Origin of the sequence: Vibrio sp. 10N.247.310.17, from assembly GCF_041466605.1 — a bacterium.
Lineage (GTDB): Bacteria > Pseudomonadota > Gammaproteobacteria > Enterobacterales > Vibrionaceae > Vibrio > Vibrio tasmaniensis_A.
This window is the reverse complement of sequence record NZ_JBFSTC010000012.1, coordinates 1-21,158: the sequence shown is the minus strand read 5'-3', so window position 1 is coordinate 21,158 and position 21,158 is coordinate 1. Positions and strand designations below refer to the sequence as shown.

Below are 21,158 nucleotides of genomic sequence, written 5' to 3'. Positions count from 1 at the left end.
TCAAAAAAGAAAACGTCTTACTGATATGAGTGTGATCGATTTGATTACAAATTATCGAATGTAAACTTTGGGAAATCTATATGACCAGCTTTAACAGTGCATCTAACTACGGCGAAAATGCGTTTATTAAAAGTAAACCGCAGATGCTACAAGGTATCTACAACACCACTGATGTCTTCCCATATTGGGTGGCTGATATGGATTTTCAGGTAGCAGAGCCGATCACTCAAGAGCTGAATCGTCTGATTGAGCGCGGTGTGTACTCTTACGAATTTCATGAGCAAGCAGTGTTTGAAGCGCTGTCGCAATGGTATTCAAAGCGTCATGGTTTAGACCTTTCTGCGGACAAGTTCGTTCAGGTGCCGGGTGTGCTTTCTGGTATTGCATTGTTACTGCGTCAATTCACCAATGAAGGTGATGGCGTGCTTATCCATACGCCAGCGTATCACCAGTTTTCTAACTTGGTGAACAAGGCTAATCGTCAGGTGGTGAACAGCCCACTGATTAATGATGAGCAAGGTTACCGCATTGATTTCGATGGTATGGAACAGCAGATAATCGAACACAAAGTAAAAACGATGATTTTCTGTAATCCTCACAACCCAACGGGTCGTGTGTGGACGCAGCAAGAAATTGAACAAGTCATCGAGATCGCCAAGCGCCACGATGTGCTGATCATCAGCGATGAAATCCATTCCGACATTATCTTTGAAGGTCACGCTTTTACGAGTTTAACCAGCTTTGATTACGACAAGGTCATCACCTTGATTGGCTCTCCGGCGAAAACCTTCGGCATGCACAGCATCTCGAATGGTTATGTCTATACCAATAATGATGAGCTATTTGAAGCGTTCAAAGCCAATGTAGCGGCGATGTACCTTTACCATGGCAACGCGTTCAGCACGTTTGCAACCGTGGCGGCCTTCGAAAAGGGTGAAGAGTGGTTAGATGGTATGTTGGCGTATCTGCAAGACACAGTTAAGTGGATTTCCGAATTTGCAGCGCAGCGAATTCCTCAGTTAAAAGTCTTCCAACCGCAAGGCACTTACCAAGTGTGGTTTGATTTTTCTGAGTTGGGTTTTTCGGAAGAAGAGCTAAAAAACGTGGTGTTTGAGCAGGCTAAAATGGGATTAACGCCGGGCGGTTGGTTTGGCGCTGAGAGTTATCATTTTATGCGAATGAACATCGCCACTTCGCGTGACAATATTGAGCAATCATTTACTGCGTTGGCTGGTGTGATTGAGGGTTTTGAGCGAGGAAGTCAGGATAGTTCAAACTGCTGCGATAAAGGCGATTCAAAAAGCTGCTGCTGATTATCCATGTTGAATTGAAAATGCTTAGCCGCTGATGCTGATCATTAGGCTCTAAAGAACGAAAAACTGCGAGGCTGTTTAGCGCATCACTGGCGGTTTTTTTGTGTCTGTGTAATTCTAAGCATGATTTTATTGAGTTATTGATAGAGCATTTTGAGTTGCTGAGTGGTAGTTAGAGAGCGCTTGAATGATTGGTATAGGTTGGTTGGCAGAGAGTTATGTTTAGTGTCCCACTGAATAGTTTTGTACATCGTGTGAGTGATAAAAGCCAAGTGATGGCGAATGCGACTGAGTGTGGATGCCAGTTGAAGCGAGTGCGACGTTCACGCAACTGGTTGTTGGTGGCTCAAGATCATCAACTCATTGAATTTAAAACCATGTTAACTCATGAAAAAGACGATTGGATAGCAACTGCAATAGACAAAGTACTACCTAAGCCTGTGGTGTGTTTGGCATCGTTGTTAGCCGCTACGCCCTCGATGACGGTCGCGCAGTTAGTGATGGAATCAGGATGTTCAATGGCAGAAGCAAGGCGTGCTATTGATGAGCATGAAGGGTTGTAAGCGCAAACGATAAGTGAATAGGTTGGTTGTGAAAAGAGAATCGCGAGCAGCAAAAAGCCCGTAACGATATTACGTTTTTCAGCGCAATATCGTTACGGGCTTTATCATCTGTGCTTGTGCTGCTTAAGCTAAGCCATGTGGCTTATAAAGCGTTTACTCGATTAAGAGTTAGCGACTTTTACACGAATCGTGTTGCTGCCAAGCTTTGACATGTTCAGCTTGTTTAGTGCCGCTTTTGCTTCTTCGTGCTCTGGCATTTCAACAAATGCAAAGCCTTTAGATTCGCCAGTTTCTTGGTCTAAAACTAGGCTGCACTCTTTTACTGAGCCGAACTCAGAAAATAGAACACGGATGTCTTGCTCAGCAGTAGAGCGCGATAGGTTACGAACTAGAAGTTTCATAATAAACCTTGAATATGAATTTACGCCGAGCATTGTCGCACACTTTCATGCTCACCCTCACAAATAATTAGCTCGAATAGCTCTGTTTACCTGTTCGATGCTCTCATTAGCCGTTAACCGCGGTTTATCGTGATATCTGATACATATCCATGCTCAGTGCTGGTTAACGCCTGTTGCAGCATTTGAGCGGCTTCTTGAGCTGTCATAAAGTTTGAAGTATCCATTGCTTTGCCGCTGGTTCCCCAAAACTCTGTCGCCATTCCGCCGGGATAAACCGCAACGATTTTCATCGGGTGACCTTTGAGCTCCAACCTTACCGATTCGATAAAGCCTTTTACTGCCCATTTTGCTGCGCAGTAGGTGGACTCTTCTGCTTTAGCGCCTTGAGCCGCGGTCGACATCACGACTGCAATGGTGACGGGTTGATCTTTGTAACGCTGAACAAGCTCGCGAATCAGAAATATCGAGGACTCGATATTGTTTTTTAGCATGTCACTGATCGCCGCTGGATCTTGCTGTTCTATCTTACCGAAGTATCCACTGCCAGCGCTGTGAACCACCAGTTTTGGTGTTTCTGGCAATGCATCAAGCAGTTCGCTCACGGAGTTCGGGTCACATAGATCACAGGTTTGGCTAACGGTATCTGCTGGCAGGCTTTTCGCTAATTCAGCTAAACGTTGTGAGCTGCGGCCAGTGATCATTAAGCGCTGACGGCTGTTTGATGCGTTCGCATATTGCTTAGTTAAAGCTGCGCCTAAACCGCTGCTTGATCCGGTGATTAAAATCATGGGGACTCGGAATTGTTGAATGGAATCGAGATAGTAAGGCTTTGAAAGCGTGTTTTCTGAGATCTAAGACCAAGATGCTGAGGCTCATGACTAAGATTGCTCGATAGAATTGAGGTTTGAGAAAGTGATGTAAGCCAGGAAGGAAAAAAGAAGGAGCACTAAAAAGTAAAAACGCCGGCATAGGGCCAGCGCTTTTGAAAATCAGATTACTCGTCGTCGAACTGTTTGGTCGTGAACGCGTCTTCGATTCGGTTAAGCTCTTCTTGATCTTTCACTCGCTGTTCTTCTTGGCGAATGACTTTTGCTTCATTGAAGCGTTTCTTTTCCGACTTAGTCAGGAATTTTACAGCTTTCTTGTTGGTCAGTGCGTAAGCAACTACGTCTTCGCCTTTTTCTCTGCGGTCGTTTACACGTTGTGAGAAACGTTCATTGTCGCGAGCTTTACGCTCCGCTGAGGTCAACTTGCTCATGCTTTAAAGCCTTTTCAATTGTTCATGGTAGGGAATCTACGCTTAGCGAAACCAATGGGGAAGTGCTCATAATTGGTGGAACTGTGTATCACGTTCGCTCAACTGAGTTTAGCCCATTTGTATGCTGGTGGCGCATCTTAGCACAAAGGCTTGAGCATACAGGTATGCTATTCGAGGGATTAAACAGAACAACCCACAATTTTCTGTTGTGGGTTGAGATTACATTGTGGGCAGAGATTGTTTGCGGGCTGAGATTATATGGCGGACTGAGATTATATGGCGGACTGAGATTGTCTTTTGGGGTCGAGGTTATCGCTGATGGATCTGAGAATCAGAAACGACGTTTTTTAAAGTTTCTCGATATACAAAATCACTTCACCGACTTTAAAGCCGAACTTAGACATCTCGGTTTTGTTGAACAAGCGTTTGTCGTCCATCAAGAACATCCAATCATCAAGCACCACTTCATAGGTGCTACCGTCTACTTCGATTTCTAAATCATATTTCCAATAAAGCGCTGAACCTTGGGTCTCTCCATATGCCGTGCCAATCACATCATTAGCGGTGCCTGAATAGGTGTTCTCGCCGGTTTTTATCAGGTTCCAAACGCGGGTTGATCGCTCGCCATCAGCAAAAGAGAACCACTCTTTGATTTCTCCTTTGTCACCGTCCCAAGTCGCGACAAGCTTGGCGTCAAAACGGCGTAGTAGGTTGCCAGAGCGGTCGAGTACCATGCCGTATGCCATTAGCTCGCCATTGAAAAAGGTTTCAAGCTTGAGCTCTGGCGTAGTGTCTACGTGGTTTTCTAAACTTGCAGAGCCACAACCCGCTAGCCAAGTGAGTGAAAACAGTGCCAAAGCAAATTTTATTATTGTTGTTTTTGGTTTCATTTGTTCAAACCTAATAGTTGTTTGCGTAGACCGGGCTCAGATGTGTTTTCAGATAACCAAATTGCTAAGAAAGCGTCACCAAACTGCTTGTCTTGGATGGTACCGATAGGCTGTTCATCGAAGTAAAAACGACTCACGTTGTCTTCGGTTACGCGGATAGTGAGTGTGCTTCCTGCTTCTACGTTAGGCCACATTGCGTACAAAGTCTTCAACCAACGTTGGATATTGTTGTTGGAGTAACCAAGTTTGCTCCATTGGTCTTTGGTTGCGTCTACAAGGTCTTCGCTGTCAATTGCTCGGTAGTACTCAAGTTTCAAGGCGCGCTCAGAGTTAGAAGGAGTGGTGTAGAACTCTGCAGAATACAAAGTCCAAAACAAGTAACTCATTTCTCCCTGACCGCGCTTATTTAAATCATCGACAGCAGAAGCTTTGGCATTCCCGATAAATAGGAGTGCTGCGCAAATGAGGATTAGGGTGGCTAAGCTAAATAATCGATTTCTTGATTGCACGCTTGCTTGAGTGCGAACGCGACTAACATGGCTCTCAGATTTGAACGCTTGCGTAGGGTTGCGTGGAAAAGCCATAAGTCACCTCGTTGTTGCCATTTTGGGTTTTATTAAGTTGGAGTAAGCGGCCACCAGTAAGGGCAACAAAATCCCCCAACTTATTGCAAGGGCAGCTAACACCGATGCGTCTGGCCAAGTAGTAAGAAGGGCGCCTGCTTTGATGCCTCCCCAATAACTACTAGTACCTGCTACGAACCCTATGACAAACAAGATCACTTTCGAGCATTTTAAAAGCCAATTTAGGCTGTGGTTAAAACTGATTAAAAACATGATCCACAGGCAAACGAGCCACACTGGGAACCACGATTGATTAGCAATTTCAGAGTCGACGGCAAACACGCCGAAGTGAAGTAAGAGGCTATCAAGCAACAGCCCCAATGGTAATAAAATGAGTATTTTCAGATCGCTACTGCGGGTAGGGGAGAGAAGGAAGTGAACGGCCACAATCAGTGGCGCCACGAACGGGGCTTGCGCGGTAAAGAAGGCACTGCAAACCCAGGTCGCTTGAAACAGTACGAGATTAATAATCCAAAACCGTTTCATCTTTTGCTCCAAAGTAACGAGGTTTTCTTGCGACAAGGTGATGAGTGCTGATCACGCGCTCTAGGAATGCCCCTTCGCAGTAACAGAAGTAGAAGACCCAAAGGCGTTTAAACTCTTCTGAATAGCCTAATGATTCGAGTTCTTCCCAGCTGTTTTCAAAGGCAGCGTTCCAGTCGTTAAGCGTTCGAGCGTAGTGAAGGCCAATGTCATCAATTTCTTGGACGACAAGGTCGGTGCTGGTCGCAAGATGTTGAGTCATCACGGCAACCGAAGGTAAACAACCGCCGGGGAATATGTACTTCTGAATAAAGTCGACGCCCTTACGGTATTTATCGTAACGGCTGTCAGCAATCGTAATTGCTTGAATCAGCATCTTGCCTGAGGGCTTAAGTAGCGACGAACATTTTTCAAAGAAGGTTTGTAGATATTCATGGCCGACCGCTTCTATCATCTCGATAGAGACCAACTTGTCATACTCTCCTGTAAGGTTGCGATAATCCTCTTTAAGCAGGGTGATTTTGTCGGTTAAACCAAGTGCTTTGACTCTCTGTTCTGCAAGTGCGTGTTGGGCATCTGATATTGTGGTTGTGGTGACATGACAACCGTAGTGCTGCGCCATAAAGATGGCTAAGCCGCCCCAACCTGTGCCTATCTCAACCACGTTATCTGATTCAGACAGTTCTAAACGCTCACAGATGGTTTTCATTTTGTTCTGTTGTGCTTTCGACAGGGTTAACGCATCTTCGCTGTAGATAGCAGAAGAGTATTGCATTGAACTGTCTAGGAAGCGCTCATATAGCTCGTTACCAATGTCGTAGTGGGCGAGAATATTACGTTTAGAGCCTTGCTCTGTGTTGGCGTTCTTACGGCGTAGCAGTAAATTTTTGATTCGTGAAATCCATTGCGTCTTGTCATCAAGTTCGTCTAGCTGTGCTTGATTTCGAGCCATGATTTGTATCACTTTGGTAAGATCTGGGCTGGTCCATTTTCCGTCAATGTAGGCCTCAGATGCACCAATACTGCCGCTCATCACAACATCTCGATAAAAGCTCGCATCATGGATAACAATTTGAGCGCTTAAGGTCGCTTCTCTGTCTCCGAACACTGAATGCTTGTCTCGTTCTATTACTTCGAGTTTTGCGAATTGCAGACGTTCTAGAACCTTGAAAATCAGAGCTCGATATTTGCAGTTGCTTGAAACAGCAACGGCTTTAGCTTGTTGTTCTACGTTGTTGTTTTGTTTTGCAAGCTGTTCCATGGAAACCTCGCTGAGAAATTGTTTTAAATTTAGTTTTACTGGCAGAGGGTTAGAACTGCTGGTCTCGTTAGGCCAACCCAAGCCTTCAATTTAGGTGTCTTTATGGCGTTTTAGACGCTGAGTCTGGATGCGCCACAAACGGTACTTTTTTCAGAAATAATTTGAGAGCCTGAAAATAGATACCCATTACAACCTTGATTGTCATTGCTGGGATCCTCAGTACCGTTTTCCTAATGTTTGCTTTTGTTACCGACTGCTTTGAGAGTGCTAGTGTGGCATCAAAAATCTTGTCGCTACGATGACTCTCGATGTGTACTAACGTCCGTTTCGTTGGTGGTTTTATTTTCCACAAATAATTCATGTCTAAATCCATGAACGGCGAAACGTGAAACTCTTTTTTTACTTTCAACTCTTTGTGCATGTCGATGAGATAATAGTGTCTTTCTCGCCAAGGCGTGTTACTCACTTCGGCTAACATGTAGCGACAATCACCAGTCTCGTCGTAACAGAAAAAACAGTTGATTGGGCTGAAATAAATCCCTAAACAACGGCACTGAGCCAGCATCGTCACACGGTTTGATACAGACCAAACACCACCAAGTTGTTGTACTTTGGATGCTATACGTTGCTTAAGTGATTTAGGTTCATCAGTCGTGATATTTTCTTTTTTTTCAGCGAGATAATCCGATTCGACAAAGCGAATCGGGTTGTACCATTGAGTACCGAATAAGCGACTGCGAGTGGTTGTTTGAGGGATTTCATCGAGATCTAATCCCATCATGTACAACTGGTAGCTAAATTCATGAGTAATATCGCCAAAGCGGCGGTGGCGTACGTTGCCCCAGTAAATGCCGCTGAGCTCTTCACTCTTTTCGGATGCGATCCCCATGTCGGATGTGATGGTGTGAGTGTTCATCGTACTGAACTCGTGCTCAAATCTAGGCCGAAGCGCTTAGTCACATCGAGTGCACTGTGAACACCGTCTTCATGGAATCCGTTGTACCAATAAGCGCCTGCAAAGTGGGTGTTGTTTTTGCCGCAGATCTGCTCGCGCTTATGCTGGGCTTCTACCGTGTTCGAGTTAAGTACCGGGTGATGATAAACAAAGCTGCGAATGATTTTCTCAGGCGCTATCGCGTCACTCTGATTTAGGGTTACGCAGAAGGTATCTTGGCTTTCAATACCTTGCAGGATATTCATGTTGTAAGTGACACAAGCAGGTCTTTGGCTGTTGCCATCAAGCATGTAGTTCCAGCTTGCCCACGCCAGTTTACGGTCGGGCAACAGGTTGGTATCCGTGTGCAGAACCACCTCATTTCGGCTATAAGGGATCTCCCCTAACACTTGTTGTTCTTGCTCTGTCGCGTCGCCCAGCAAACGCAGGGCTTGATCTGAGTGACACGCAAATATTACCTCGTCGAAGTCTTGTGTGCTGCCATCTTCGAATTCAATGGTAACCCCTGACTGTTGGCGAATGACTTGCTTAATCGAGGTGTTTAACGCGACCGGTTTATTCAAGCATGAAAGGATGATCTCGACGTAAGAACGCGAACCTTTAGGAATTACATACCATTGAGGGCGATTGGCAATGTCTAGTAAGCCGTGATTGTAGAAGAACTGGATAAAGAACTTGAGTTCGAATTCTTCCATCTCTTCCAAGCTTGTCGACCAAATAGCGGCACCCATCGGCAAGATGTAGTGCTGACTGAAAAAGTCGGAAAATTGATTCTCGCGCAGGAAGTTGCCAAGGGTAACATCTGGCGTGAATTGGTTGCTTTCGAACTGGGCTTTACACAGCTTATTGAACTTGAGGATGTCAGACACTAGTGACCAGAACTGAGGTTTGAAAATATTACTCCTCTGAGCGAATAACGAATTGATGCTGTGGCCGTTGTATTCGAATTTAGTTGTGGTGTTGTGTACGCTGAAGCTCATTTCGGTCGGTTGCCTTTCGACACCGAGTTGCTCAAGCAGTTGGTTGAAGTTTAGGTAGGTTCTGTCGTTGAAAACGATGAAGCCAGTATCAATTGAAAACGCCTTGCCTCGGTGTTCTATATCAACCGTAGCAGTGTGCCCGCCGACGTAGTCATTTTTCTCGAATACCGTAACGTCGTGGTGCTTATCTAATACATGTGCGCAAGTCAGTCCAGAGATACCTGAACCTATAATGGCGATTTTTTTCATTGTTATACCATCCTTGAAGCGAGTTTTTGCCAAACTGGAGTCGGTAGCATTCTTAGTAATTTCATTATCAATATGAATCGTCTTGGGAAATCGATCTCGCTCTTTCCTTGAGCAATACCATTTACGATTCGTTGAGTGGCTGCCTCGCTACTAATAATCATAGGCATAGCGAAGGAGTTTCGCTCGGTTAATGGTGTTTCAACAAAGCCTGGGTGCACAATTGAGACATGAATGTTGTGCTCGGCGAGATCAACTGAGAGCGTTCGACCTAAGTAGGTGAGAGCAGCCTTTGAAGCGCCATAAGCTTCGGCTCTTGGCAATGGTAGAAAGCTCGCGCTTGAACTTACCAAAACCAAGCGGCCGCCGGGCTTGATGTTTTTTAGCCAAGCTTTAAGGGCGTAGCCAATTGAAATTAGGTTGATGTTGATGACGCGCTCGAAAAGCTCGGCATCAAAATTGACAGGATCGTCGATGTACTCACAATCACCCGCGTTCAAGATCAGTAGGTCGAGCGGCTTATCTTGGTCAAGTTCTGGGAAATTGTGGTAATCGGTCAAATCAAAACAGAGTGGGTCAATTGACGAGTGCGATAAATCTGTCTCGTGAGAATCAACTAAAGCTTGCAGTTTGTCTTGATTACGGCCGCAAGCAATCACCTGATGCCCTTGTTGAGCATAATCTATAGCGAGTGATTGGCCGATACCTGAGGTCGCGCCTGTGATCATAATACGCATTATCGGCTCGCTCTTTTTTTGATGGATTTGATCGCGCAACCTAATACTGGGATGTGCTCGTACAGCATAGAACCCACATCCAGATAATCGCGATGATAAACCACTTGGTTGTCCAACATTTTGATATGGCTGTGCCCTTGAACTTCGATCGGCTTTTGCCCATTGAGTTGTTTGTGAGCGAATTGCATTGTCCAATAAACGGATGCTTCATCTTTCACTTCAAAGGTGTGTTCGATGTGGAAGTAACAGCTAGTGACTTGTGTGTAGAGGTTCTCGAAGTAATGCGTTAATGCGACAATCCCACTGACATGATGCAGTGGGTCTTGGAATTCGATATCAGGGTGATAAACCGTCTTTAGCACGTCGAAATTGTCTGTTCCGAGGTCTCGATACATGTTGAGAAAGTTATCAAGCCATAGAGAGTTATCCATAATATTCACTCTAATTATTTGAAAAAGGCTAAGGCTCTCAATCGTGCTTCTTTGTGTTCAACGATGGGTTGCCAGTATTCGCTGTTAATTCCGTTTTTTGCAATGTAATCATGTGGAAAATGCACATGCTTGTCAGGAATATTTTGCAGCTCTGGAATGTACTTACGAATAAAAATTCCTTTCGGATCAAACTTTTCGCTCTGGGTGATCGGATTGAAAATTCGAAAGTAGGGTTGAGCATCACAGCCAGTACTTGAAGCCCATTGCCAACCGCCATTATTGGCGCTGAAATCACCATCGATAAGGTGAGACATAAAGAAGCGTTCGCCCCAGCGCCAGTCAATCAGCAGGTGTTTGGTTAGGAAGCTTGCCACCACCATTCTTAGCCTGTTGTGCATCCAGCCTGTCTCAACCAATTGACGCATCGCTGCATCAACTAATGGGTAGCCTGTCTTACCCTCACACCAAGCTTTAAAACTAGGGTTGTCGTGATACCAATCTAAGCCGTTGTATTTCTGCTGAAAGTTCGCACCTTTAACCAGTTTAGGATGGTGGAACATCAAATGCTTATAAAAATCTCGCCAAATCAATTCATTAAGCCAAGAAAAGGCTGGCAACTGAGTATCAAATAACAAGTCAGGCTGTTGTTGAATCAATTGAATCGCTAACCAACGAGGGCTGACTGCACCAATAGCCAAGTAAGGAGATAAGCCCGACGTCCCCTTTACTGATGGAATATCTCTAAGGCGAGAATAGTCATTAACTTTATTGGCTAAAAAATTGGGAATCACATTCTCAAGGACGTTTTGGCTTAGTGGCCAACGGCTTGAATCAACACGCGGAAAGTCGAAATCGTACTCGCCAGAAAAACCACTTAACGATTGTTTCAGCTGTGATGGATTCTGAAGCGAATCCGTTTCAGATGAACCCGTTTGCGCTGATCCTGTTGAATGCACTGGAGCGTGGCTGCAAATGATGCCTTTCGCTTGCACTTCTTTTAACCATGCGTTTTTGAAAGGTGTGAAAACCTTGAACATCTCACCTTGTTTATTCAGCACGCTACCTAATGGCAGAATCGTATCGCAGTCGGTTATTTTGAGCTTGATGCCGCTAGCGATTAAGCGTTTGTCACGTAACTGCTCGTCTAATTCAGGCTCAGAATTGGCGTAAACACACGTCGCATCAAGCTGTTTGCACAAGTTGATGAGTTGAATGGCTTGATCGTTAAAGTCTGTGGCTTTGAGGTGCAGAAGATCGATCCCAAATTCAGCGAGTTGGGATTCAAGTTGCTGCAGGTGACGATAGATTAAATCGGCTTTGATTGGCGCAAGGTGGTGTTGCTGCCATTGCTGGGGCGTTGAAATGAAAACGGCGGTCGTCACACCGTTTTCAACTGCCGCGACGAGCGCAGGGTTATCTTGAATCCGCAGGTCTCGTCTTATCCATAGAATGTCGCTCAATATCCGTATCTCAGCTTAAGCTCTTGTGGGTGCGGGTTTAGGTAAACCTGTGATTCAAGGTACTCGTTTGGATATTCCATCAAGTAGTGGTTAATCAGTGTTAGTGGAACTAACAGAGGAACTAGCCCTTCTCTGAATGAAGAAATCTGATTGGTAAGCTCTTGCTTGTGCGCGCTACTCAATTGTTTCTTAAAGTAACCTTGCAAATGATGCAGAGTATTGGCGTGGCTACCACGGTTCGCGTGGTGAGATAATGCCGTCATCAAGCCTTCAATATATTGTTTTGCCAACTCATCGATTTCAAGATCGTTACTCGCTAAAAGTTTGCCTAGGCTCTTGTAGCCTTCAATGTGGTGGCACATCACTAGGTATTTGTGAGCGCTGTGGAATTGAATCAGTTTGTGTTTGGTGACACCTTCATCAACAAGATCGAGCCACTTTTGGTAAGTGAAAACACGTGTCATAAAGTTTTCACGCAGAATTGGATCGTTGAGGCGACCATTCTCTTCTACTGGAAGTAGAGGGTTGCCTTGCATTACTTGCTGAGTAAACAAGCCAACGCCTGTCGACTCAGAACCACGCCCGTGGTGGTGATAAACCTTTACTCGCTCCATGCCACAGGTTGGACTTTTCTGACACACAATAAACCCTGCGATGTGTTGGTTATTCTTTGAATAGTTTTGCCCAAACTCAATCAGTTCATCGGTGACATCGCCAGAACCATCAGGTCGAGAAACGTGAATAATGTCGTCTAACATTCTTGTTTGACGGATTGTAGGACGAGGCGTTGGAAGTCCAACCCCCATCTCTGGACAAACTGGCTCAAGCTCTACGTAGTCTGCAAGATCGTCTGTGCAAAAACGAGAACGCTTATGGCCAGTATCGAACCGAACTTTATGACCGGCGACACATGCACTAATGCCTATTTTTATTTTTTTATCCATTGGTCAATTCCTTACGATCATTGCTCTTTGTTATTCTTATATTGTGTGTTTTGTTGCTTATTAAACATTACTTTAGTTCGGTTTTTACTTCTCTTACTAGCCAACTCTATGAGTCTTGTGACGTACCCGATAAATCTTTTAAAACTAATAAATGTATTTACCCAGTGGGTTGAACAATTGGCTCACCCCTTTAGTGAAATACAAGGCATCACTTGAAACGGTTAAACACACACAGCCTTCTTTAGTCGCAGGTTGGTGGGTGTGTTCTCCATCTAACCAGATGAAATCGCCTTTGTTGTAGACACCCATTTCGTCTTCGAAGCTGCCTTCTAAAAGAAGCGTGATCTCGAAGCCTTTGTGAGTGTGACAAGGCACCTGTCCATCCTTATCTATATGCAGCAAGCTGGTGTGGTGTGATTCGTCATCAAAATCGAGACGTGCGCGAGAAATCTTGCCCAAGTTCAACCAGTCTTTTCTTGCGACTGAATTGAGTGCGCGAGGAATCGTGAATGTTGTGTTAGATACAGTCTCTTGTTGCGCTTCAACAACGACTTCGACAGCCTGAGACAAATCAGCTGTGATCTGGTCAATAGCATCAAAATCGAACTCCCCATCGTCAGATAGGAACGCATCCATTTCGCTGTCAGACAGTTTTAGCCCTGCTGTATCGCTTTCAAAGACTGAGTCAGCGGCTTGCGCCGTCATCATGCTTACTTGTTTTTGACAGTGTTCACAAAGCTCTACATGGCTAGAAACAATCAGAGAAACCGAATCCGCTAGATTGCCATCGACAAAATCTTTCAAGATTGCCGCATTTGGGTGATGTTTAATCATGGTCTTGTTCCCCCATGTGAACTTTTAGTTTGGCGAGTGCGAGTCTTAGACGTGATTTAACAGTTCCAAGCGGGACATCGAGTTGTTGGGCGAGCTGCTCTTGCGATAACTCTTGGAAGTAGACACCTTTCACAATGGTTTTTTGAGCGAGAGGCAACTTTTCGATTTGAGTCATTACATGACGGCTCATTAGATGATCGCCAAACTGAAGCTGATCACTTTGTGATTCGGCTACCATGGCGTCAATTGGCCAAATGTCGTCAGCGATGGTTTGCTCTGCTTTCGCTTTTACCTTTCTTAACATATCAAAGGCGGCGTTCCGCATAACGGTATAAACCCAAGTGGTTGCTGCGCCTTTCTCTTCGTTGTAGAGATGCGCTTTCTTCCAAACGTTGGTCATCGTGTCTTGGACTAGCTCGTTGGCAGCGGCTTCACCGCCCAACTTACTGATGCCAAAACGCTTGATTTTGGGAGCAAAGAATTTAAACAAGCAAGTAAATGCCTGCTTATCTCTGTCTGAACCAACCAAAATCAGCCAGCTTGAGAGCTCTGTAGGTACCTTACTTTCGGTAGGTAGTTTGTTGTCGGGGATAATGACATGCTCCTTGCCGTTCCCTGTTCTTCTGCTTTCCACTTGCATAGTAATCAACCATCATGCGAATTTGATAGACACTACGTGGAGAGTGAGAGTAGGGATCACTTTATTTTAAATTAATTTCTACTATACAAAATTATAGTGAATAAAAGTGCTTATTGCCCTGTAATGATTTGATTCAAAAAGGGAACTAAAGACGGAAAACTAGCGGGTTCTGTGAATTTGGTTTTCTTTTCCAATGGGATAGGCATCATTTCGAGGAGTCGAGCACAGATCCATTGAGGACTTTCAAAGTCAGGAGTGGGGTAAAGTGCTCTGATTGAATCGTGTTCTCGAAACAACTCGACAAGAAATGCAGTCACCACGTTCGGCACCTTATAGCTGTGTTGCGGCCAGTGAGGCAACGGGCGGAAATCACTTTTTATTAAATCATCTGTGTCGCGGAAGGACGAGTGAAGCTGGACCAACTGTTCGCCTTCAACATCGATTTCCAAGATTTGATCATCGGACATATTGAAATCGACAATAGACACTTTTGTCCCCCAAGAACTCAGACGTTCGGAGCTGGTGTCGTCCTGAGTCGCAATGATGAAGCCGTCTCCTTGCGCAGCATGAGCGACCATTTTCAAATACTTGGGCTCGAAAATACGCAGTCTTTGTCTGCCCCTTGGCAAAATGAATAACGGGAGAGGAAACACCGCAAGCTCTTGAGAAGTCTCTACGGGTGTTTCTGATTCGGTTTCTATCCGTGTGATCTTCTCAGCTGAATTCGGCACATAGCACTCCTTAGTTCATACATGATTGAGTCTGTACGGATTTGATTCGTACGTAATTCAGAGATGTATACGCGTGCTCGTTGAAGTTCGATCAATGTGGGGTGATGTATTGAACAGGAAGTTAGAGAGAGGGAGACATGGTTTTTTGTCGCGTTTATTCGCAATTTAATCGGTTTAACCTTTTTTAACTTACGGCATTAGGTAATATGGGTTAAGAATTAGTCAATGGGTAGATAACAAGTGACACGCTTATCTTACGTTGTTTATCTCTTAGTTCTTCTTTACCTGACATCACATCAAAGGAATGGTCATGATCGTTATTTATGGTATCAAAGAGTGCTTAAATCCGATTAAGTTACAGCTTTCTAATGTCTTACAACAATGTTTGAACAGTGAGATGGGGTTACCTGATGACAAACGAGCGCATCGGTTTGTACCATTAGAAAGAGATGATTTCTTTTATCCCGAAGGGCGAACAGAAGCTTATACCGTCATAGAAATTAATATGATGGAAGGGCGAGCGGTGAACACCAAAAAGCGCCTGATTAAGAAGATATTTTCTGAAATAGAAAAGCAGCTGGCCATCTCTCCCATTGATATCGAGATCACCATCAAGGAACAGCCATCGCATTGCTGGGGCTTTCGAGGCATGACTGGCGATGAAGCCCAAGATCTTAAGTATAAAGTAAAGGTCTAGGGTTTAAGCTCCTAACTCCTAACTCCTAACTCCTAATACGTAAGACAGAAGACTTAAGCTAACCTATCTAGTCGTGGTTTTGGAGTTTGATGCCAAAGCCGTTAGATGGGCTGAGTTTGGACATATGAATTATAGGTAAATCATTCATGGACAATGCCCTAAAGAGACGAGTTTCTTTGTTTTCCGCTGTATGTCACTACAGTTCGTTTGCGACAGTGGCAAGTTTGTTTTAGAGTGCAACTCTTCTCAGCATTTTTAGATTAGTTATGGTTAGAATCAACACGAATTTAATTCAAAAGATACTCATTACACTGCCTTTGTTTTGGATTGTTACCGTTCAGGTATGGTTAGGTCAGGGGAGTAAGCCTCTTGCGGGTATCACTTTATTGATTGCGGCCTGTTGTGCTCTTTTGTACCGAAAAAACAAGGAGAAGCATGACTGGTTTGAAGATGGCTGGGTGTGGATACTGCTCTTGCTCTCTATTTTTTCCACTATATCTTACGAGTTGCATGGTTTCAGTAGTCAAGAATTGAGGGCAACGTTGATTGCTCTGGTATTTTTCCTTTTTTATCGAAATGGCTTTGTTAAGTTAGCAGGTATACAGAACTTATGTTTCACTTCTGTTGTCAGTACAACCGTCCTTGTTGCTTACTATATCTTTTTTCTCTCTGGGGATCGGGGGAGCTTGCCGTCTAATGCTCTTGTTATAGCTTCAATTCAAGGCTTCTCTGTCATTTTATTGCTCGCACTTGGGTGTGTTTCGTATGAAGGGAAAAGGCTCAAGACAATGGCTATCTTGGCATTTATAGGTTTTCTATCCATGTTTTTGGTGGGGTCAAGAGGGCCTCTATTAGCCGTAATTAGTATTGCTTTAGTTGTTCTATTCAAAATGATGATACAACATCGTCAGCACAAGACGCTGTTTGCTGTTAGTGTCATTGTCATTTTCTCTGTGTTTTTGATGTCGAAATATGAAGTGGTAAGTAAACGTATTGACTATAGCTTGCATGAGTACCATGAGATATCGCAAGGCAACATGGATACTTCCATAGGCTTAAGATTACAAATGTATCAAGCAGGGTTCGATTTCTTTGTGGATAGCCCCTTGCTCGGCATTGGAGGTGATAAAGAAGCGCAATTAGATAAACTCTCATTCACGCCAACAAATTCGGGTAAGAGATTTATCGTTAATGCGCATCTTCATAACAACTATATTGATAAAGCGGCTTCATCCGGTTTGGTAGGCATTGCCCTTCTTATGCTTAGCTTGATGTACCCTTTGTTTAATTCAAGCTACAAGCTATCGCCCATTGTATTGTTACCGGTCGTTTATTTTTCTTTGATGTGTCTATTCGATTCACCTTTCAGGAATGGTGATTTAGCTGTCATGTACTTTGTGTTTATTGGAGTACTACTAAAACTGCAAGTGAGAAAAGAAGCGTAATGAAACTAGCGTATTACGCTAATTTCATTGTGGGTAGTTTTAGTGCGTTTATTGATTTAAGGTTATAACGAACAAATAATGAATAAAAATTTCAGGTATGACATCAATGCATTACGTGCATTAGCTGTCTCAATCGTCGTCATTTTCCATTTTTTTCCGGGTTTTATCACTGGCGGCTTTTTAGGTGTGGATGTGTTTTTTGTCATTTCAGGTTTCCTGATGACAAAAATTATCATGTCGAGTTTGGAAACTAATACCATCTCATTAAAGGGCTTTTACTTAGCGAGAGCAAAACGCATTATTCCTGCTTTAGCGGTCATGTGCCTTGTTGTGTTACTCGTTGGCATTATTTACCTAGACCCTTGGGCGTTAAGAAAACTAGGTAAGCATATTCTCACCAGTGTCGGGTTTGTTTCTAACCATACCTATTTAAAAGAGTCGGGATACTTTGATGTGGCCGCGCAAAGCAAGTGGTTGCTTCACACTTGGTCTTTATCCGTAGAATGGCAATTCTATGTATTATATCCTCTTGTTTTAATGGCGACCTACAAGTTATTCGGAGCTAAAGGTGCGGCCGTTGCTATTGGAACAACTCTGATAGGAAGTCTAGCTTATAACTATGCGTATTTGGGGAGCTCAGCTTCTTATTACACATTACCGTCTCGTGCATGGGAACTGCTCGCAGGTTCGGTAGTTGCTTTGAAAAGAGAGCCCATTGAATTCAAAAAATCTAATGTTCAGTTATTGCTGTTAGTTGCTATTGCTTCATTGTTTATTTCCCCTTTCCTGATAGACAGCAGCACACTTTGGCCGAGTCATGTGACGCTTATTCCTGTTATTGCTACCGCGATAATTTTGCTTTTGAATTTAGACCTCAATTTTACCTTTCATAAATCGCGCCTCATTCAAGGCATTGGATTGTGGTCTTACTCTATTTACCTTTGGCATTGGCCCATTAATGTTTTTGTTAAGAATTTCACGAGCAACACCGCTACCTACAATATAATCGGAATCATTATCTCGGTATTGATGGGGCTCCTCTCATTTAAGTTCATTGAAAGTTACCGACCTAAAAAAACGCGGAAAGGCGCTAGCTTTTTTGTGGCTTATTATCCCGTAGTTCTTGCTATCTCGGTTGCCTTGATCGGACAGGTCATTTATGAAAGTGAAGGGCTACTTTGGCGCCTAGACAAAACACAACTGGTCATTGCAAAAAGTGTCTATGATCGGAATCCACGAAGCGGAGAGTGCCATGTCGAATTTGGACCGTCTCCCGAATGTCAGTATGGCTCTGGGCCAGTATCCGCGATTGTCTTAGGCGATAGTCATGGCGCATCGATAGTGAGAAGTGTTGAAGCGTCAGCACCTAACGATACATCGGTCATCGACTGGACGAGAAGCGCATGTCCGACGATTTCAGGTATCAAAAGAGTGCTCTCAAGTGGTGAGTTATCAGAAGAGTGTGGGGATTTTGTCTCAGCATCGTTAATTAAAGCTAAAACTAATTACCCTAACGTTCCTGTTGTTGTCATTAACAGAATGGGTGGCTATCTATATGGTTCGAATGAAGATGGATGGCAAAGTGAGAACGAAAAGATCAGTTTAATCGCAGGAGATAAAAGGTTTCAGACCAGATCGGAGGAGTACCTAAACTCTATCTTATCCAGTTTTGAAAAGACTATGTGCGAGCTTAGTCAATCTAACCCTGTTTATTTGGTCAAGCCAGTCCCTGAACTGAAGAAAGATGTACCCAAAACTATGTATAAGTATTCGATTTTAGAACAATCTGATATTTCGGTTTCTATTCCTCTTGAAGAGTACCGACAAAGAACCGCATTGATTACGAAATCTTATGAAAAAATCAGCAAAAACTGTCGAGTTACTCTTATAGACCCTGAACCGATATTTTGTGATGATCAGCAGTGCCGAGGAGATATCAACAATCACCCAACATACGTTGATGACGACCACCTGAATGAATTTGGTGCTAGCCAACTTATTCCTCAATTTCGCGAAAAAATATGGGGTCAATCAGCTCCGTAGGAAATGCTCATTCGCCCTTATTGTTCACATGAAAGAATAAGGGCGTTTCTGTGTTTGGAGCTATTGTGTTGGTCTTAAATGATTCGTTTAGGTAGCGATGTTTAAGATAAATTTCGGTTCAAGTGAACCCTTGTGCTATACTCCGCGCCCCAATCCGAATTGGCTTGTTAAATCTTAGGAAATTATTATGAGTGTTAAAAACGAACTTCAACAAATTAACAACCGTCTAGACAAGTGTCGCAACAAGTTAGCGGCTGCTAAAACTCGTAATGATCGTCCTGTTGTTCGTCAATTTGAAGATGAAATTAAGAAGCTAACCAAGAAAATCGCTCAGCTGAAACATAAAGAAAGCTACGATGTAAACCAAGAGCGTAAGTCTCTGGTTGATATGCCATTTAAGCGTGAGATTACTAAGGCTGAACAAGCGGATATGGGTAAACTTAAAAAGTCTGTTAAAGGATTAGTAATTGTTCACCCAATGACCAAGATCGGTAAAGAGCTTCGCATTGAGGTTATGACTGGTTACGCACCGAAAAAATTCTAATTGCCAGTGATGGTGATGAAAAAGGAGCTAGCAATAGCTCCTTTTTGCTTTTTTAGGTAGTAAAAAAGCAGAGTCAGCGGTAAGAATACTCACGCCGTTTTCAACTTTTTAGAGGTGATTGTTGTCACAAATCCTTTTATCTCCTATAAAAGTTAACGTGCTACTAACATGGCACCAAGTGAACGCAGTAATGTGTTCGCTTTTCGAATCTACAATTTCTCTCCAGTTTGTATAAATATAGGTAGAGCAGCACAGATAATTACAGATAAAACTAGACTCGTTAAGGAAGATGAGAACGTAAAAAAATAGAGGTTATATGAATCAATTAATTTCAATTGGACCACTAGAATCCTTCCTAATCGCGATTAGTGTTTTGTTTCTAGGTCATTTCGTCAATGCAAAGCTTCCTGTTCTCAAAAAGTACAATATCCCAGAGCCCATTGTCGGCGGCTTGATTGTCGCTTTTGCTATTACAGCCCTGCACTTTAACGGCCTTGATCTTGAGTTTTCTTTGCCCTTGCAGAACACATTTATGTTGATGTTCTTTGCAACGGTCGGCCTTGCAGCTAACTACACACAGCTGATGAAAGGTGGTGCCAAGGTATTCCTATTCTTAGGAGTGGCTTCGGTTTACATCATTATCCAAAACGGTGTAGGCGTAACCTTAGCAACGGCACTAGGCCTTGAACCCTTGATGGGTTTGATTGCTGGCTCTATCACCCTTTCGGGTGGTCACGGCACAGGCGCGGCTTGGTCTCAAACTTTTGCAGACACGTTTGGCATTGCCAATACGCTAGAAATCGCGATGGCTTCAGCGACCTTTGGTTTGATCATCGGTGGTATTATCGGTAGCCCAGTGGCGCAAAAGCTGATTGATAAAAACCAGCTTGAATCTGAGTACGGCACTGGCACGCAAACGCATGAACGCTTCCCTGAACTTGTTACTTACAACGAGTATGAAGAAGACAAAGTGACGGCGAAGAAGGTGATTGAAGTGTTGTTCATCCTTCTTATCTGTATCACGGGTGCGAAGTACCTAGAGCAGTGGGTGGCGACTTTTGAAATTTCTTGGTTGATGATTCCTGACTTCGTTTACGCGTTGTTTATCGGTGTGTTCATCACTAACGTGTTTGAAGTGACTAAGCTGCATAAGACTGACAGCGAAACGGTCGATATTCTTGGTACGATGTCATTGTCACTGTTCCTAGCAATGGCGCTAATGAGCCTTAAGCTTTGGAACATCTTTGACCTTGCGATTCCGTTCTTGGTTATCCTTGCGGTTCAGGCGGTTGTACTGGGTATTTTCTCTTACTTTGTGACGTTTAAAGTAATGGGTTCTAACTACGACGCAGCGGTTATGGCAGGTGGTCACTGTGGTTTTGGCTTAGGTGCAACACCAACAGCGGTAATGAACATGGGCTCTTTGGTGAACCGTTTTGGTCCATCGCCACAAGCCTTCATGGTGGTGCCAATTGTTGGTGCCTTCTTTATCGATATCGTTAACCTGATTATCCTTCAAGGTTACATCTCGTTTATCGGTTAATGTTCGATTTTGCTTAAACGCGATGAGCTCATCGCACTAAGATGAACACAAGAAAGCCAGTCTGTTGACTGGCTTTTTTATGGTTCATCGCGGCTTTCCGGGGAAAGCCGCTTTTATCTTCAAGAAGAAGTAGTCT

At 43.8% G+C, this 21,158-nt stretch carries 23 protein-coding genes; 7 read left to right on the top strand and 16 right to left on the bottom strand.

Features of this window, described 5'->3' with window-relative positions; genetic code table 11:
• The first annotated feature begins 80 nt into the window (after positions 1-80).
• Positions 81-1,313 carry a MalY/PatB family protein gene (locus AB6D80_RS05910; RefSeq protein WP_372187987.1) on the top strand — a complete coding sequence of 411 codons (1,233 nt, stop codon included), beginning with the start codon at positions 81-83 and terminating at the stop codon, positions 1,311-1,313.
• Positions 1,314-1,531: 218 nt separating this feature from the next.
• Positions 1,532-1,876 carry a ribosome recycling factor family protein gene (locus AB6D80_RS05905; protein WP_099165963.1) on the top strand — a complete coding sequence of 115 codons (345 nt, stop codon included), beginning with the start codon at positions 1,532-1,534 and terminating at the stop codon, positions 1,874-1,876.
• A 161-nt stretch (positions 1,877-2,037) separates the two neighbouring features.
• Here AB6D80_RS05905 and AB6D80_RS05900 read toward each other — a convergent pair whose 3' ends face one another.
• From AB6D80_RS05900 to AB6D80_RS05825, 16 genes are all read right to left on the bottom strand, one after another.
• Positions 2,038-2,277: an RNA-binding protein gene (locus AB6D80_RS05900; RefSeq protein WP_017106751.1), complete on the bottom strand. Its 240-nt coding sequence runs from the start codon at positions 2,275-2,277 to the stop codon at positions 2,038-2,040.
• Positions 2,278-2,390: 113 nt separating this feature from the next.
• A complete protein-coding gene (locus AB6D80_RS05895) occupies positions 2,391-3,065 on the bottom strand; it encodes an SDR family NAD(P)-dependent oxidoreductase (protein WP_372187985.1) in 675 nt (224 codons plus the stop codon).
• 206 nt (positions 3,066-3,271) lie between these two features.
• The gene (locus tag AB6D80_RS05890; protein ID WP_102502167.1) at positions 3,272-3,535 is read right to left on the bottom strand and encodes a DNA polymerase III subunit epsilon; all 264 of its coding nucleotides are present in this window, start codon (positions 3,533-3,535) and stop codon (positions 3,272-3,274) included.
• A 347-nt stretch (positions 3,536-3,882) separates the two neighbouring features.
• Positions 3,883-4,425 carry a DUF3833 domain-containing protein gene (locus AB6D80_RS05885; protein ID WP_372187983.1) on the bottom strand — a complete coding sequence of 181 codons (543 nt, stop codon included), beginning with the start codon at positions 4,423-4,425 and terminating at the stop codon, positions 3,883-3,885.
• Positions 4,422-5,009 carry a chalcone isomerase family protein gene (locus AB6D80_RS05880; RefSeq protein ID WP_372187982.1) on the bottom strand — a complete coding sequence of 196 codons (588 nt, stop codon included), beginning with the start codon at positions 5,007-5,009 and terminating at the stop codon, positions 4,422-4,424. Before AB6D80_RS05880 ends, AB6D80_RS05885 begins: the two co-directional genes overlap by 4 nt.
• A 3-nt stretch (positions 5,010-5,012) precedes the next feature.
• On the bottom strand, positions 5,013-5,534 hold the full coding sequence (locus AB6D80_RS05875; RefSeq protein ID WP_372187980.1) for a DUF2878 domain-containing protein: 522 nt from the start codon (positions 5,532-5,534) through the stop codon (positions 5,013-5,015).
• Positions 5,512-6,792, bottom strand: a complete 1,281-nt coding sequence (locus tag AB6D80_RS05870) for a class I SAM-dependent methyltransferase (RefSeq protein WP_372187978.1) — start codon at positions 6,790-6,792, stop codon at positions 5,512-5,514. Before AB6D80_RS05870 ends, AB6D80_RS05875 begins: the two co-directional genes overlap by 23 nt.
• A gap of 100 nt (positions 6,793-6,892) precedes the next feature.
• Positions 6,893-7,708, bottom strand: coding sequence for a DUF1365 domain-containing protein (locus tag AB6D80_RS05865; protein ID WP_372187976.1), 816 nt, complete (start codon positions 7,706-7,708; stop codon positions 6,893-6,895).
• Positions 7,705-8,976 carry an NAD(P)/FAD-dependent oxidoreductase gene (locus AB6D80_RS05860; RefSeq protein WP_372187974.1) on the bottom strand — a complete coding sequence of 424 codons (1,272 nt, stop codon included), beginning with the start codon at positions 8,974-8,976 and terminating at the stop codon, positions 7,705-7,707. The genes AB6D80_RS05865 and AB6D80_RS05860 overlap by 4 nt, the downstream gene beginning before the upstream one ends.
• A 2-nt stretch (positions 8,977-8,978) precedes the next feature.
• Positions 8,979-9,710, bottom strand: a complete 732-nt coding sequence (locus AB6D80_RS05855) for an SDR family NAD(P)-dependent oxidoreductase (RefSeq protein ID WP_102434568.1) — start codon at positions 9,708-9,710, stop codon at positions 8,979-8,981.
• Positions 9,710-10,141: a nuclear transport factor 2 family protein gene (locus AB6D80_RS05850; protein WP_372187972.1), complete on the bottom strand. Its 432-nt coding sequence runs from the start codon at positions 10,139-10,141 to the stop codon at positions 9,710-9,712. The genes AB6D80_RS05855 and AB6D80_RS05850 overlap by 1 nt, the downstream gene beginning before the upstream one ends.
• Positions 10,142-10,155: 14 nt before the next feature.
• The gene (gene phrB / locus AB6D80_RS05845) at positions 10,156-11,601 is read right to left on the bottom strand and encodes a deoxyribodipyrimidine photo-lyase (protein WP_372187970.1); all 1,446 of its coding nucleotides are present in this window, start codon (positions 11,599-11,601) and stop codon (positions 10,156-10,158) included.
• A complete protein-coding gene (locus AB6D80_RS05840) occupies positions 11,598-12,545 on the bottom strand; it encodes a YbgA family protein (RefSeq protein WP_372187968.1) in 948 nt (315 codons plus the stop codon). The genes phrB and AB6D80_RS05840 overlap by 4 nt, the downstream gene beginning before the upstream one ends.
• 144 nt (positions 12,546-12,689) lie before the next feature.
• Positions 12,690-13,379 carry a ChrR family anti-sigma-E factor gene (locus AB6D80_RS05835; protein ID WP_372187966.1) on the bottom strand — a complete coding sequence of 230 codons (690 nt, stop codon included), beginning with the start codon at positions 13,377-13,379 and terminating at the stop codon, positions 12,690-12,692.
• Positions 13,372-14,019 (bottom strand): sigma-70 family RNA polymerase sigma factor, encoded by a 648-nt coding sequence (locus AB6D80_RS05830; RefSeq protein ID WP_009846090.1) that lies wholly within the window; start codon positions 14,017-14,019, stop codon positions 13,372-13,374. The genes AB6D80_RS05835 and AB6D80_RS05830 overlap by 8 nt, the downstream gene beginning before the upstream one ends.
• Positions 14,020-14,129: 110 nt before the next feature.
• A complete protein-coding gene (locus tag AB6D80_RS05825) occupies positions 14,130-14,750 on the bottom strand; it encodes an LON peptidase substrate-binding domain-containing protein (RefSeq protein WP_372048928.1) in 621 nt (206 codons plus the stop codon).
• Positions 14,751-15,060: 310 nt separating this feature from the next.
• On the opposite strand from AB6D80_RS05825, the gene AB6D80_RS05820 reads away from it, so the two are divergent.
• The 5 genes from AB6D80_RS05820 to gltS all read left to right on the top strand — a co-directional run bounded on the left by AB6D80_RS05820 (position 15,061) and on the right by gltS (position 21,022).
• Complete coding sequence (locus tag AB6D80_RS05820; RefSeq protein ID WP_017070218.1) at positions 15,061-15,447, top strand: tautomerase family protein; 387 nt, start codon at positions 15,061-15,063, stop codon at positions 15,445-15,447.
• Between the two features lie 266 nt (positions 15,448-15,713).
• Positions 15,714-16,892, top strand: coding sequence for an O-antigen ligase family protein (locus tag AB6D80_RS05815; RefSeq protein ID WP_372187964.1), 1,179 nt, complete (start codon positions 15,714-15,716; stop codon positions 16,890-16,892).
• Positions 16,893-16,970: 78 nt separating this feature from the next.
• Positions 16,971-18,935, top strand: coding sequence for an acyltransferase family protein (locus AB6D80_RS05810; RefSeq protein ID WP_372187962.1), 1,965 nt, complete (start codon positions 16,971-16,973; stop codon positions 18,933-18,935).
• A gap of 187 nt (positions 18,936-19,122) precedes the next feature.
• On the top strand, positions 19,123-19,479 hold the full coding sequence (locus AB6D80_RS05805; protein WP_009846095.1) for a YibL family ribosome-associated protein: 357 nt from the start codon (positions 19,123-19,125) through the stop codon (positions 19,477-19,479).
• Positions 19,480-19,795: 316 nt separating this feature from the next.
• Positions 19,796-21,022 (top strand): sodium/glutamate symporter, encoded by a 1,227-nt coding sequence (gltS, locus tag AB6D80_RS05800; protein WP_372187960.1) that lies wholly within the window; start codon positions 19,796-19,798, stop codon positions 21,020-21,022.
• The last annotated feature ends 136 nt before the right edge of the window (positions 21,023-21,158 follow it).

What these genes read in the sequence shown, in the direction of transcription:
- AB6D80_RS05895 (WP_372187985.1), bottom strand. Translation starts at nt 3,065, where the DNA reads ATGATTTTAATCACCGGATCAAGCAGCGGTTTAGGCGCAGCTTTAACT.
- AB6D80_RS05820 (WP_017070218.1), top strand. Translation starts at nt 15,061, where the DNA reads ATGATCGTTATTTATGGTATCAAAGAGTGCTTAAATCCGATTAAGTTA.
- AB6D80_RS05880 (WP_372187982.1), bottom strand. Translation starts at nt 5,009, where the DNA reads ATGGCTTTTCCACGCAACCCTACGCAAGCGTTCAAATCTGAGAGCCAT.
- AB6D80_RS05805 (WP_009846095.1), top strand. Translation starts at nt 19,123, where the DNA reads ATGAGTGTTAAAAACGAACTTCAACAAATTAACAACCGTCTAGACAAG.
- AB6D80_RS05815 (WP_372187964.1), top strand. Translation starts at nt 15,714, where the DNA reads ATGGTTAGAATCAACACGAATTTAATTCAAAAGATACTCATTACACTG.
- AB6D80_RS05890 (WP_102502167.1), bottom strand. Translation starts at nt 3,535, where the DNA reads ATGAGCAAGTTGACCTCAGCGGAGCGTAAAGCTCGCGACAATGAACGT.
- AB6D80_RS05870 (WP_372187978.1), bottom strand. Translation starts at nt 6,792, where the DNA reads ATGGAACAGCTTGCAAAACAAAACAACAACGTAGAACAACAAGCTAAA.
- AB6D80_RS05840 (WP_372187968.1), bottom strand. Translation starts at nt 12,545, where the DNA reads ATGGATAAAAAAATAAAAATAGGCATTAGTGCATGTGTCGCCGGTCAT.
- AB6D80_RS05910 (WP_372187987.1), top strand. Translation starts at nt 81, where the DNA reads ATGACCAGCTTTAACAGTGCATCTAACTACGGCGAAAATGCGTTTATT.
- AB6D80_RS05830 (WP_009846090.1), bottom strand. Translation starts at nt 14,019, where the DNA reads ATGCAAGTGGAAAGCAGAAGAACAGGGAACGGCAAGGAGCATGTCATT.
- AB6D80_RS05810 (WP_372187962.1), top strand. Translation starts at nt 16,971, where the DNA reads ATGAATAAAAATTTCAGGTATGACATCAATGCATTACGTGCATTAGCT.
- AB6D80_RS05875 (WP_372187980.1), bottom strand. Translation starts at nt 5,534, where the DNA reads ATGAAACGGTTTTGGATTATTAATCTCGTACTGTTTCAAGCGACCTGG.
- AB6D80_RS05865 (WP_372187976.1), bottom strand. Translation starts at nt 7,708, where the DNA reads ATGAACACTCACACCATCACATCCGACATGGGGATCGCATCCGAAAAG.
- AB6D80_RS05835 (WP_372187966.1), bottom strand. Translation starts at nt 13,379, where the DNA reads ATGATTAAACATCACCCAAATGCGGCAATCTTGAAAGATTTTGTCGAT.
- AB6D80_RS05850 (WP_372187972.1), bottom strand. Translation starts at nt 10,141, where the DNA reads ATGGATAACTCTCTATGGCTTGATAACTTTCTCAACATGTATCGAGAC.
- AB6D80_RS05905 (WP_099165963.1), top strand. Translation starts at nt 1,532, where the DNA reads ATGTTTAGTGTCCCACTGAATAGTTTTGTACATCGTGTGAGTGATAAA.
- AB6D80_RS05900 (WP_017106751.1), bottom strand. Translation starts at nt 2,277, where the DNA reads ATGAAACTTCTAGTTCGTAACCTATCGCGCTCTACTGCTGAGCAAGAC.
- AB6D80_RS05855 (WP_102434568.1), bottom strand. Translation starts at nt 9,710, where the DNA reads ATGCGTATTATGATCACAGGCGCGACCTCAGGTATCGGCCAATCACTC.
- AB6D80_RS05885 (WP_372187983.1), bottom strand. Translation starts at nt 4,425, where the DNA reads ATGAAACCAAAAACAACAATAATAAAATTTGCTTTGGCACTGTTTTCA.
- AB6D80_RS05860 (WP_372187974.1), bottom strand. Translation starts at nt 8,976, where the DNA reads ATGAAAAAAATCGCCATTATAGGTTCAGGTATCTCTGGACTGACTTGC.
- gltS (WP_372187960.1), top strand. Translation starts at nt 19,796, where the DNA reads ATGAATCAATTAATTTCAATTGGACCACTAGAATCCTTCCTAATCGCG.